The organism is Mycetocola sp. BIGb0189 (assembly GCF_024810155.1).
Lineage (GTDB): Bacteria > Actinomycetota > Actinomycetes > Actinomycetales > Microbacteriaceae > Mycetocola > Mycetocola lacteus.
The window spans coordinates 331,644-344,254 of sequence record NZ_JANUED010000001.1 but is presented as its reverse complement, the minus strand read 5'-3'; the positions used below and the strand labels follow the sequence as shown (position 1 = coordinate 344,254).

At 60.8% G+C, this 12,611-nt stretch carries 11 protein-coding genes; 8 read left to right on the top strand and 3 right to left on the bottom strand.

Going from position 1 to position 12,611, the window contains the following annotated elements; translation table 11 throughout:
• Together M2390_RS01525 and M2390_RS01520 are read right to left on the bottom strand one after the other, a co-directional pair.
• Positions 1 to 1,908: a site-specific DNA-methyltransferase gene (locus M2390_RS01525; protein WP_259176535.1), complete on the bottom strand. Its 1,908-nt coding sequence runs from the start codon at positions 1,906 to 1,908 to the stop codon at positions 1 to 3.
• 60 nt (positions 1,909 to 1,968) lie between these two features.
• A complete protein-coding gene (locus M2390_RS01520; protein ID WP_259176534.1) occupies positions 1,969 to 4,869 on the bottom strand; it encodes an SNF2-related protein in 2,901 nt (966 codons plus the stop codon).
• A gap of 469 nt (positions 4,870 to 5,338) precedes the next feature.
• Between M2390_RS01520 and M2390_RS01515 the strand changes: the two genes are divergently transcribed.
• On the top strand, positions 5,339 to 5,557 hold the full coding sequence (locus tag M2390_RS01515) for a hypothetical protein (protein ID WP_259176531.1): 219 nt from the start codon (positions 5,339 to 5,341) through the stop codon (positions 5,555 to 5,557).
• A gap of 12 nt (positions 5,558 to 5,569) precedes the next feature.
• Here the strand turns inward: M2390_RS01515 and M2390_RS01510 are convergent, their stop codons facing one another.
• A complete protein-coding gene (locus M2390_RS01510) occupies positions 5,570 to 6,319 on the bottom strand; it encodes a hypothetical protein (protein WP_259176529.1) in 750 nt (249 codons plus the stop codon).
• A gap of 239 nt (positions 6,320 to 6,558) precedes the next feature.
• On the opposite strand from M2390_RS01510, the gene M2390_RS01505 reads away from it, so the two are divergent.
• The 7 genes from M2390_RS01505 to M2390_RS01475 all read left to right on the top strand — a co-directional run bounded on the left by M2390_RS01505 (position 6,559) and on the right by M2390_RS01475 (position 12,484).
• Positions 6,559 to 7,170, top strand: coding sequence for a hypothetical protein (locus M2390_RS01505; protein ID WP_259176528.1), 612 nt, complete (start codon positions 6,559 to 6,561; stop codon positions 7,168 to 7,170).
• Positions 7,171 to 7,172: 2 nt separating this feature from the next.
• Entirely contained in the window at positions 7,173 to 8,273 is a 1,101-nt protein-coding gene (locus tag M2390_RS01500) for a hypothetical protein (protein ID WP_259176526.1), read from the top strand.
• 2 nt (positions 8,274 to 8,275) lie between these two features.
• The gene (locus tag M2390_RS01495) at positions 8,276 to 8,986 is read left to right on the top strand and encodes a hypothetical protein (protein ID WP_259176524.1); all 711 of its coding nucleotides are present in this window, start codon (positions 8,276 to 8,278) and stop codon (positions 8,984 to 8,986) included.
• A 226-nt stretch (positions 8,987 to 9,212) separates the two neighbouring features.
• A complete protein-coding gene (locus tag M2390_RS01490) occupies positions 9,213 to 9,890 on the top strand; it encodes an S-adenosylmethionine-binding domain-containing protein (RefSeq protein ID WP_259176523.1) in 678 nt (225 codons plus the stop codon).
• A 3-nt stretch (positions 9,891 to 9,893) separates the two neighbouring features.
• A complete protein-coding gene (locus tag M2390_RS01485) occupies positions 9,894 to 10,100 on the top strand; it encodes a hypothetical protein (RefSeq protein WP_259176522.1) in 207 nt (68 codons plus the stop codon).
• Positions 10,101 to 10,128: 28 nt separating this feature from the next.
• Complete coding sequence (locus M2390_RS01480) at positions 10,129 to 10,326, top strand: hypothetical protein (RefSeq protein ID WP_259176521.1); 198 nt, start codon at positions 10,129 to 10,131, stop codon at positions 10,324 to 10,326.
• On the top strand, positions 10,304 to 12,484 hold the full coding sequence (locus tag M2390_RS01475; RefSeq protein ID WP_259176520.1) for a type IV secretory system conjugative DNA transfer family protein: 2,181 nt from the start codon (positions 10,304 to 10,306) through the stop codon (positions 12,482 to 12,484). The genes M2390_RS01480 and M2390_RS01475 overlap by 23 nt, the downstream gene beginning before the upstream one ends.
• Positions 12,485 to 12,611: the final 127 nt, after the last annotated feature.

Here is a 12,611-nt window from a genome sequence, read left to right as displayed (position 1 = left end):
TCAGGCCGTCCAGAGCTCAATGCCCTTGCTCTTCGCGAGCTGGGCCAGGTTGGTCTTGAGTTCGTCGTCGCCCTGGAACGCATCCTCGAGCACGATGATCCGCGTCGGAGACTCGTCAACGAGTGCACGGAGTTGCTCGAGCGTCGGCTTGACGTGCTCATTCAGGTACGCCAATACGGCGATGTCACCGTCGCGATCCCGCACGAGACGGACATCGAGGCCACCAATCTCGGCGGGCGAGACAGCCTCACTCAGCGAGTAGCCCTGCTTGATCAGAATCTCAGTGAGCAGATCGTCGGCCGAGGCGTCGTCAGTGGCGCTGTCACGAAGGCTGAGCAGGTGCTGCTGCAGCGCATCCTCTTCGACATCGCTCGACAGCCGCCACTTCGAGAAGTTCGAGTCGGCTAGCGTGTACGCGCGGAAGCCAAGATCCGTCGGAGGGCCGACAAGTTCCGTGAGCGAATTCGCTACACGCCGAATCCGCTCACGACTCACAGACGAGATGGTTGGATATCCAGCACGCCCCGGCTCGGAATTATCACCGGTCGGCTCCGGCAACTGCACCATAACGAAACGCCGCCGGCCACTATCTTCCGCATTCTTCTCAAGCACTGCATGCGCAGTTGTTGCGGAGCCAGAGAAGAAGTCGAGAACGATATCGTCGGCATCGGCGCTGGTTGCAAGGTCGAGGATGCGCTTCACCAACGAGACCGGTTTCGGAGTCGAGAACGCATCAAAGTCCGGGAACAGCTTTCGGATCCCACGCCTCGCTTGCTGGTTGTCACCCGCAAAGTCTCGCGTCCACCAGGTGGAGGGCGTAACGCCGTCATCGATCTCACTACGGAAACGCTTCTGTCGCGGGAATCCCTCGTCGTTTCGCCCGAACCAGATGCGGTTCTCATCGATCAGTCTTTGCATAGAAGAGCGCTCGTAGCGCCAAACTGTTTCACGGTTCGGCAGAATCTCACGCCCCGTAGCAGGGTTGATCACCGGGTAGTACAGGTTGGGCCGTTCTGATGCGTTCTTGTTTGACGTCAGATCGATAGAGATCCAAGGCCCTCTTGGATCGTCATCGACGTTCTTGAACTTCTCCTCTTGCGCAGCCGTGCGGGCTAGTTTGTTCATTGCGAAGCCCTCGGGGTCGGACTTGTCCGCCTTGCTCCGGCGCGCATAGACCAGCACGTAGTCGTGCATAGCCGACATGTACGTTGCATCGTTCTGAGGCGACTGCTTCTTCTGCCACACAATCTGCGCGATGAAGTTGGCTTCACCGAAGATCTCGTTGCACAGCTTTCGAAGATTATCTTGCTCGTTGTCATCAATCGAGATGAAGATGACGCCGTCATCAGTGAGCAGATTCCGCGCTAGCTTGAGGCGCGGGTACATCATGTTGAGCCAGTTGGAATGGTAGCGACCCTCAGTCTCGGCATTGGTCGAAACCTTCTTGCCCTCCTCGTTGACCTGGCGCGTCCACTCAAGGTAGGTGTCAAGGCCCTCCTTGTAGTTGTCCGGGTAGACGAAGTCCTTGCCGGTGTTGTACGGAGGGTCGATGTAGATCAGCTTGATCTTCGCGTGGTAGTGCTTCTGCAAGATCTTGAGCACTTCGAGGTTGTCGCCTTCGATGAAGACGTTCTCCGTCGTGTCCCAGTCCTTCGAGTTCTCAAAGTCAGGCTTCAGTGTCGCCGTGGTCGGTTCCTGAGCTGCTCGCAGGGCGCGCTTCTTGCCGGGCCAGAACAGTCCGAACCGCTCACTGCTGTCGGCAACGTCGCCGTTGAGTAGTTCCTTGAGCTTCTCGACATCCACCTTGCCGTCGGCGATTGTCTCAGGAATCAGATCGGCAAGCTGCACTGCCAGCTCGGTCTGGAAGTTCGGTGTAGTGGATGGTGTTTCGTGGATCTCGTCAGTCATTCGGGTGATTCTCTTTCATGATTTTAACAATTTGCGTCGGGTTTGTGAATGACCCGTGGTCTATGTAGTGATCCGCCAGCGAATCGTGAATAGGTGCTCGGTCTCCTGGGTTCCCTGGAGTGACTGTTCGATCAGCTCGAGGTACTTATCAGCCTCAGCCCGGAGTTTCTTGCGCGTGTCTCGGAAGTCCTCGTCGGCTTCCTCGGCACGCTGCTCCCACTTGCGGGCTTCCTTCTTGAGGCGCAGCTGCTCCATCGGGTCGTCGGCCTGCCTGGCAAGCCTGCGAGCTTCCTTCTCCTTGGCGCGGTAGTCGCGGATGGCACCCTCGTGCTCAGCCTTGCGATCCTGCTGGTTGCGGTAGAGGAGTTCCTCCTGCTGGTCGTAATAACGGGAGTTGCGACCCTGGACTTCCTTCTCCAACTCGGCCCGGCGAGTATCGAGATGCGGCGTGAAGCGGCTCTCGTCGATCGCCACCGGCCCTGTTCCGACGTCGATGCAGGCGAGGTCGAGGATGTCTTCGACGTACTCCTCATCGAGCCACCGGCCGTCATCGGTCAGTGCGCCGGCGAGCATGTAGGACTCGGAGACGTCCTCGTCGCGTGCCCTCATCCGGAAGGTCGCGATGCTGACGGTGAGTTCGCCGCTGGTGCCCTCCAGCGCACGAATCGCGCTGCTCACGCGCTCCGACTGTCCGAGCGAGAACGTCAGTTCGCGTGCCGGGGTGTCGTGGATCTTCGAGGTCTCGACGACGTGCTGGGCGAGGGGGCTCGCGTAGCGGTACTGGTGGGCGTTCTCCAGTGGCCGGGACTTAAAGAAGTAGTGTCCGGTCGGCGCACCCCGCACGGGCGACTCGTTCAGCACGAAGGTGCGCCCGTCGCCCTCGAAGGTGGCATGCTGGTCCAGTTCGTGCCGGGTTACCGCGAGCAGGAGGCGCTCGAACTTGTTGAGAACCTCGCCGGACTGCGTGTCGTAGGCCTTGAGGCGATCCTGGACGTGGGGGTCGAGGTTGTCGAAGACCTTCGCCTTGGCGCTGGCCATCTCGCGCGAGATCTCACCCGCGTACTGCGCTTCCAGCTCCCTGAACGCAGAGTCCAGCTCGTCAGCGGTTCTGCAGCGGGTGAGGATGTCGCTGATCGTCTTCTCGAAATCAAGGCCGTCCTCGATCGCGCCGAGCACCTCGTCGCTTGCGCCGAAGACGCTGGAGAACAGTTGGAACTTGTTCGTCAGCAGCTCAAGGATGCGCTGCTCGGCGATGTTGCCCTTGTTCGAGAAGTTCACGACGACGACGTTGTGCTTCTGCCCGAAGCGGTGCACGCGTCCGATGCGCTGCTCGACCCGCTGCGGGTTCCAGGGAAGGTCGTAGTTGACGAGCATCGAGCAGAACTGCAGGTTGATGCCCTCCGCTGCGGCCTCGGTCGCGATCATGATCGTGCCCTCGGTGCGGAAGTAGTCCACAAGCGCCTTGCGCCGATCCACGGCGGCGATGCCGGTGATCAGGTCGCCGTCTCTGTTCTTCTCCAGCCACGCCCGGTAGATCGCGGTCTGCTCCGGCCCGTTGTTCGAGCCGTTGAAAAGAACGAGGCCCTCGCCGCGACCGGCCTCCCGCAGTGAGCGCGCGATATACTCCTGCGTCTTCGTCGAGTCCGTGAAGATGATGGCCTTCTCGGGAGCGCCCAGTTCACGGAGCCGCTCGAAGCCGAGGTCGAGCGCTTCTGCGAGCTTGACGGCCTTCTGGTTCTCGGTAATCGAACGAGCCAGAGCCGCGTACTCGCGCAGCTCCGCAACCTCGACACGCATCGCCTCCAGCAACGACTCGTCCAGCGGCAACGACGACGCACGGGCACCAGTGTCCATGCCGTCGATCTCGTCGGCCTCCTCCAGTTCCTCGCTGGTGATCTCGTCGTCGACAGCGAAGTCTGCTGCAACGAGGCCACCACGCCCATCGCGGCGCTGCCCGGCGGCAACCTCATCGGCGAGACGGTTGGCGATGTTCTCCAGCGTGCTCGCGACCGCGTAGGTCGACGAGCCGAGACGCTTGCGGGTGATCAGGGCGGAGAGGTGACGCTGACTACCGGCGAAGGCGAACAGCTCGTCGCGCTGCAGGTAGTCATTCACCAGGTCGTAGAGCCGCGCTTCGTCCGGCGACGGGGTGAACTCAACCGTCAGCGGCAGGCGCTTCGTGAAGTGGATGTACTTGTCGGCATCGCGGCGCAGTGTGCGCTTCGAGACGGTGGCGACACGCTCGACCAGGTCGTCGTCGCCACCGAGGTCGCGGTTCTTGACGTACCGCTCCCGGAACGCATCGAGCGAGTAGAAGTAGCCCGAGTCGAAGATCGAGACCAGCCCGTACAGTTCCTCGAGCTTGTTCTGCAGTGGCGTGGCGGTCAGCAGGACGGTCTTGTGCGCACCGCCAACGATATGCGCGACGGCCTCGGCAGCCTTTGTCTTGCCTGTCCAGTAGTTGCGCAGCCGGTGCGCCTCGTCCGCAACCACCAGATCCCACGCCTTGAGCAGTGAGGTCTCGTGCCGCAGCGCGAACTCATAGGAGCAGATCAGCACCTGCGCCGAACGACCGCCCGCAGCATCAAGCAGCGAGTCCTTCGACTTCGGATCAAGGATGGACGAGGGTATCAGGAACTTCTCGTACAGCTCCTGCTGCCACTGCTGCCGCAGGCTCGACGGGGCGACGATCAGGATGCGGCGGCGGCGTTCGGCCCAGTACTGCGAGATGACGATGCCCGCCTCGATCGTCTTACCGAGGCCAACCTCATCAGCGAGGATCACGCCCGGCAGGAACGGTGTCTGCAGAGCGAACAGGGCAGCGTCGATCTGGTGCGGCTTCGGCTCCACCTGGGCGTCGAACAGGAGCCCGGCGAGCTTGCCGACGTGATCGTTCGCGTAGCTACGCTGCAGCTCGTGCGCGTAGTACTTCGCCTGGTAGTCCGTGAGCGGAGAGGCCATCAGCACACCCTCCGAGCAGAGCAACGCGACCGCAACGAAGCCGCGGCGGCCTGGCGGCCGTCGCGGCGGGGTGATCGTGCCGCTATTCGTTTCATCGGGTGCTGGTGCTCCTTTGCGCCAACGGCGCGATTACGTTCTGTTCATGGCTGTCTCTAGGGTACCGGCGACCTCGGACACCACCCAGGCGACGCGCTTGCAAGACAGCGCGAGGGTGGTCGCAGGCGGGAGCCGGACGGCTCAACCGGGACGCTGCGATCTACCTTCTATTCTCTCATAATCCTCAGTTTGAAGGAAGAGGAATATCGCAAAGCGAGAGATAAATGCCTGACGAGAGGCGCTTTCGGTATTGTCTCAGCATGTAATTCATGGTATATCCCAGAGCAGTAATGCGTCTGGCTTTCCACCACACCATCTTCAAGTCTTTTAGCATCCTCGCTATTCGAGGGGGTGATTTCGGAGCCGTCGCGTAGTGCGTCTGGTTCCAGATCTCTCGCCAGTCGGTTGGTTCCTGTTCAGAGCGATGGTGCTCCTGATCTTCACCTATCTCTATTTCTGGTGGATGGTGATCAAGGCCAGTGCTCACAAGCATGTCTCCAGTGAGAAGGTCACCAACCGGAAGCCCACCGCGTCCCTCGCTCACGCGAAGCGCAAGGGGAACACGCATCGCTTGGGTCTGCTGCATGTTTAGGTGACAAAGTTTTCAGGGTAAGCGGTTTTCCAATAAGCGCAGCATCACTTTATTCCCTAACGTTTCCGACACCATGTAGGGGCATGGGGTGAGCCATTGCACATTGAATTTTGGCCAGAGTTCACCCCGCCACACAACCACGACTGAAACGTCCTCTGACGTCTCGCGCACGTTCAACGGAGTGCTCGTATGACCGTAGCGCCAGCTACGCCGGTCTCCATGGATCCATTTCATCTCATACTCGTCATGTGTGGAACCGACCATGACCGTTACTTCAGGTTCACTCATCTCGACAACATGAAGGCGTTGCGTGCGCAGGTGGATCCGCCATCCAGCACCCGCAACGTATTCAATGATCGCGGTGAGTTGTGGCACGGTTTCGACTGCCCAGTTGCTCGAGATAAGCGTGGCGAGAACGGCGATGCCCCTGTCGCTATGCCGCCGCACTTGACGCTGTTCCAGCCCCGCCTCGGCGGCGAACTCGTTGAGTCGGTCGAGGTGCGATTGCCCGCTACTACTAAAGCCGAGCGATGCGGCAGCCGCTTTGATCGAAATGTCCAGGTTGGATGCAAGCACCTCGTGTTGCAGTTTCGTGTAAGCAACGTAGGGGTCGCCCGCGCCGAGTAGCTGGCAGATGACATTCATGTGCGAAATCGCTTCGACGGTGATGCCGCCGCGTAGTTTCCGCAACCCACGCAACTCAGCACCGACGCGGGCTTCAAGGCTCTGAGTGGCCTCTGCCTGTGTGGGTGTCACTTTCATGTCATGACTAAATCTACTCGCTGAACGAGCCTGGATACAGGCGGTCCTCCCATCTCTCGGAGGAGCGACCTGGATTCCTCATTTCAGCGAAAGGCCCAGCCATGCATACTCCAAAACGATCTCACTCTCGTCTCGGTTACCTCGGTATCGCGGGTCTCATGCTTGCGTGTCCATCTCTGGCGGGCTGTAGCGTCGAGAACGGGACAACGCCCACCGCAGGATGCCCTGATTCACCTCTCGTGAGCACCCTCTACCTCGACGCCACCTCCTCAAGCATGAGCGACGAGTACGCAGACCTGGCTTCTCGTATCGCAACCCGTACTGCCGTCTGCGAGGGAACGCTCGCCATATCAACGTTCGGCGAGTCTTCCGGTCAGACGGTCACTCTCCTCGATCAATCGTTCTCGGTGGAGGCTCCCACGGAGAATGCAAAGAAGCGCAAACAGCAGCAGCTCGCAAAGGACGCCGCCGCGACAGTACGAGACAAGTTCGCAGCAGCTGCTGCAGATACCTCGTCGTCTGCGACCGATGTCATCGGGGTGCTGCGTCTGGTCGGTGAGGCGCAGGCTCAGCGCCCTGACGCGGTGCATGAGGTCATTCTTGCGACGGATGGAGTGACGAATGTCGGTGTTGATCCTGCTGCCGCCCTAAGCAGGGAAGCTGCTCTCGGCTTGGCTGAGCAGGTTAAGGTTCCTGACTTGTCTGGGGTGCATCTCACGTTCGCTGGAATCGGGCGCACCACCACCCCGTTGCCGTCCGCGACTGTGGAGCAGATCTCGGTGTTTTGGGAGCGGGTATGTGAGCGCACCAACGCTGCCTCCTGCACAGTCGCGACCCAGTGGAAGGGCTAACCATGACTACCAATGCCACTAGTCCTGCGTCCCACCCGGTTTCGCGAGTGTTCGATCCGTTCCAGATCGCTGGTGACATCGACGAGACCGCTGACCGGCTCCGGCTCACCCCAGCATGCACCGCGTCCGTCACCCCGCGTCCGAAGGACACCGCCGGGCTGTGGGTAGAAGTCGAGTACGAGCAATTCGGGCTCGAGCAGGTGGCACTCTGGGAAGCCACCCGAGAAACAGAGACTCGTGCTCCTGCGGTAAAACAGGCGGGCCTCGCCCTGCACACCGGCGAACTAGAGCACGTCGTCACAGGTAGTCGTGAACTCCTCGAGCAGGCCCGCACACGCTACCTCCACACAGCCTCTGTATTAGCAGCGCATCGTCGTCGTGCGGTCGGCAGTAAGCGCTGGTATCAGGCGGCGAAGGCGGTGATCTTTGTGGGCGATCTTGCCGGGTTCGCAACCGCGGCGATTTGGCTCGGCGAACCCACTTTCATCGCCCTCGCCCTTGCCGGGAGCGCTGCTGCGGCAACCGTTGTGGCAGGGCTCGTTGGTACCGAGTACTCGGATATGCGCCGCCGCGCCCTCCGTGAGACCCCGAGCGATGAACTCCCGGTAGAGGTGCAGCCGTTCGCGCATCTTTTCGCAACGGGTGATCGGGGTGGGTCAATCTTGAAGCGGGTGCTACTGCTGGCATTGGTGACGGCGCTCATGATCGCTGTCGGCATCGGTGCGCTGCGTGCCACGGTCGACGATCCGCTCATCGGGGTGCTGTTCGCAGGGATCGCTTTCGCGGTCGCTGGTGGCTCATTCCTCGTCTCATACGCCGGAGCCGACGAAGTTGCCGACCTCATCGATCTTGCCAAAGCTGACTACGAAACGCGCCAGAATCAGCATCTGAAACTTGCGGCAGATGCGTCGTGGCAGTCGTCTGCAGAGTCTGCTGCTGAACGCGACAGCATCAGCACGGAAATTGCCGCTCGTGGCGTGGCTGCGGTGGAGCATGTGCGGGCGTTGAAGTACCGAATCCTTCGAAATAACCCCGCACAAGCCGGTCACGGGCCACGCCCCGACGACCCGGTCGGACGCGCGCCACGGAAGGGAGCGAAGTAACCATGGTGCTCCTTCCAAGCGGCCTGCTTGCCCCAGCGCTCATCTCAACTCTCGGCTCGCACGCCAAAGCTTTCCGTTACGTCGAACTGGGGAACGCTGGCAGTGACCCGCAGACCCCTGTGCTGATGCTGCTTAATCTCGATGACTCTGGATCACTTGCCGCAGGTAACGACCCGGTAGGGGCCAGATATGAGGAAGCAAAGCGTGCGCTCCGGCACATCGCCGCCGCGTCGCTCACTGACTTGCAGCAGGTTGCGGTGTTCCGGTTCGATCACCCAAAGATCACGCCAGTCGGGCCACTCCCACTCAACGATGGCCCCTCGGTCGGCAAGTTACTTTCCGCGGTAGAACCACCGGCCGAAGCGATGGGGTCGAGCAGTCTTACCCCGTCGATGATGGCGATGAACCGTCTCGCCGAGCAGCACCCCGGCATTGACAGGGTGGCGGTGATCTTCTCGGACTTCGAACTCTTCGACCAGCAACCCACGCAGCCGTATGAAGAGATCGCGAGATTCCCAGGCTCCGTGCACGCGGTCGTCCTCGGAAACCCGCCGCCAGCACCGCTGCTCGCGTTGCCGAATGTGGAGGTGACGCAGGTGTCGCCGTCGGACCCGCCGGGGATGCTCGCCGCCGTGCTCACACACTCGCTCACTCGTTTTCGGGGCGGAGCAACCCGGGCGACGATCCGCGCTGGCACTCCTCATAGCCCCTGACTTTTGTCCTTGTTTTCGCGGGCTGTTGTGATTTCTACAGCATCAGCTCACGCCTCCCCGATACTCACCGGCGACCCCTGTTACGGGCCTGGTAAATCGTGTGAGCAAGTGCGCTTGCGTCCTCTTCACAGTGCCGCCGGGATGGTGCTCAATAAGGGCCATTACAGCCCGGAGCGCCACGCCCCTGTATTCACCACCTCATTTTCTGATCAAAGGAGACATCACCATGACCCACACCGCACCCATCACCAACCCGCCGCAGCTCGAGCGACTGAACACTGACCGAACGCCGAAACCCGGCACGTATCGGGCGATCCTCGCCGATCCGCCATGGTCGCTACATCAGAAGGGAAAGCTCGGCGCGTCGGAGCACTACACGCTGCTCGAAGACGACCTCATTCTCGGCATGGGCGATGCAATCCAGGAGATCGCTGCCGAGCAGAGTTTCTGTTTTCTGTGGGTCACCGCCGCGACCTTGCCGCTCGGCATCCAGGTACTCACACGCTGGGGGTACCGATACTCGAACTACTACTTCTGGGCGAAACCGCGCTTCACCCTCGGAAACACGTTCAGAAATGCCGGTGAACTGCTGCTACTCGGCATGAAAGGTACGGGCACGAAGTTCGCGTTCCGATCGCAACCTAATTGGGGTATTTACCCGCTGCAGGATCATTCGCACAAGCCAGAAGAAATCCATTCGATGATCGAACGCGTCGTCGGCGAAGGCCCCTTGCTTGAACTTTTCGCTCGCCGTGAAGCGCCGACTCGTGGCGATTGGGATATCTGGGGGAACGAAATCGATGCTGCTGAGCCGTCTTTGATTTCGCTCAAGAAGTGGGGCTACCCGGTTCCCGGCGACCCCACCGAAGAAGCCGTGTCGGAGTCTACGTCATGCGAGGTGTAAAGCATGTCGGGCGGTGGCGGGCAGAAGCCATTCGGGGCGAGCTTTCTGAGCCTCACAGCCTCGCTGTTCTTCGGCGTCGTGCTCCTCATCCTGACAGTCGAGCTGGCGAAACAGATCTGGTGGCTCTTCGCACTCCTCGCCGTCGCCGCAGCCATCGTGACCGGACTTCGGTGGGTGTACCGGCAGAAGAGACGCTGGAACGACCGCTGAACACCCCACACCACGAAAGGAGACGGCTATGAGCAAACGACCTAAACGCGCCTACAAGCGAAAACACGAATCTCGGCATCGGATCAGACCGGTGTGGAAGCAGGACTTCAACGAACAGGAGTTCGCACGGATCCTGCTGCTCCTTGCGATGCATCTTGACGAAACGAAACAACTCCCCCATAACAAGGGGCAACAAACCGGAAATGGAGGTGGAAACCATGACTAACAAACGAGAAAACAATCGCCGTCGTAACCAGCACAGATCCAGTACTGAGTGGCGTGAGCTCCACTTCGACACGACCCTCACACAGGCACAGATCGTGGCGGTGCTGGAGCGGTTTGCTACTGCACGAGAGCTCGGCGTCATCGCTCTCGAGCTCCATGCCGACGAGAATCATCTGCGCTGGTTAATCGGTGTCGAGCCGCACCGGATCGACGCGCTCAAACAGGTACTCGCCACATCGCTTCCAGTCAGGGTGGTGAAGCCGCGATGGAAACGTCCACCCGTTGAGATCGCAGCGAAGCTGACGCAGAGCGGGAGGGGACTCGTCGTGAGTAGCGAGAAAGCGGCAGCGGTGATTCGGGGACTCTACGGTTCCCTCACCACTCTCGCAGGTGACGAACGCATCGTCGTCCAGTTGCTCCTGGGTCGCAGAATCGCACCCGCACACTGGACGACGGTCGAAGCACCCGGCTGGGCAGAACTACTCTTTGGAAAACCCACACCCAAAAATGGACGCGTTCTTACCCGAGCTGCGGAGGAGCATGGGTTTGCACTCACGCTCCGCATGGGCGCGACAGGGAGCCCACCGGCGCGACTCCGGCAGCTGATCTCATCGATCGGTGGCGTCGTAAAAGGCCTCGAGACAGCGAACACGCGGCTTGCGCTCGAAAACGAGCAACCCGCGCACCTGAACAATGCGCGGGTACCGTGGCGGTGGCCGCTCCAGCTCCGCGTGGGTGAACTCGCAGCACTCACCGGGTGGCCTATCGGCGACCCCCCGCTGCCGATGTTCGGCACCGTCCACCCGCGCACCCTCAATCCGAAGCGCGAACTCACGACGAGTGAGCGCCGCATCGGTACCCTTACCGCCCCGGGTAGAGACGAGGCGGTGTCGATCCCGATCAGTGACTCCGCGTTCCATACGCATCTGATGGGGCCGACCGGGAGTGGGAAGTCGACCGTGATGCTCGGCCTCATCGAAGCCGACATGCGCGCAGGCAGAGGCGTATTCCTCATCGACCCCAAAGGCGACCTCGCGACCGATGTTCTTGCTAGAGTCCCCACATCACGCCTATCAGACGTCGTAGTGATCGATCCAACCAGTACCACTCCGGTGGGGTTCAACCCGCTCGACGCCGCCGGACGTGACCCGTCGGTCACCGCCGACACCCTGCTTTCAACATTTGAGGCGCTGTTCAAAGAACACTGGGGCATCCGCACGGCAGACGTCCTCTCGGCCGCGTTCTTAACCCTGGCGAGAACCCCGGATGCGAATCTGCTCTGGTTGCACCCGCTCCTCACGAACCCCACCTTCCGAAAACGACTACTCAAGCGGCAGGTGGATCCGCTGGGTACGGATCCATTTTGGCGGCAGTACGACGCGAAGAAACCCGAAGCGCAAGCCGTCGAAATCGCACCGGTACTCAACAAGGTACGGCAGCTAATTCTCAGACCAGGCTTGCGGGCAGTGTTTGGGCAAACGCACCCCAGGTTCGATATCGGGGATCTGTTCACGAAGCGGCGCATCGTGATCGTGAACCTCAACCGTGGCCTCCAAGGCCACGATGCCGCGAAGCTTCTTGGATCACTGCTCCTTGGGCAGCTTTGGGCGAAGCTCCTCTCACGGCAAGCTCTCCCTCAGGAGCGCCGCCATGTGGTGAATATCTACATCGATGAGGTTCACGACTTCATCGCAGGTCTCCCAGGTGACCTTGCTGACGCCCTCGCACAAGCGCGCTCCCTCGGGGCGGGGTTCGCCCTCGCGCACCAGTATCGGTCGCAACTGTCACCAGCGATGGTGCAGGCGGTGGAAGCGAATACACGGAGCAAGATCTACTTCGGGATGAACGGTCTCGACGCCACCGCAACCGCAAAACATATGCCCGACGTTGACGCACAGGACCTGATGCAGTTACCGAAGTATCACGCCTACGCGAACGTCATGCAGCAGAGCGAAAACACCGGCTGGATGTCCATCGCGACCCTCCCGCCAAGCCCTGCACGACGAGACCCCGCGGACACCTACGCGGCGTCACACGAACGCTATGGTGTTCCATCGGAAACCACCGAGCAGGAACTGCTGCAACTCCTCGACGCGGACCCCGAACCCGTCGAATCTGCTGGCGATTCGAGTGTGCCGGTAGGGAGGGTGAAGCGATGATGCGCTGTCTGACCTCAAGACGTTCCGGTAGACATTCCGCTCCGATTATTGTTCGAGAAGTACCGCGGAACTTTGCCGAAGTAGGCCGGAATGTGGCGGTGACTTCCATCACTGATTGTGATGCCAG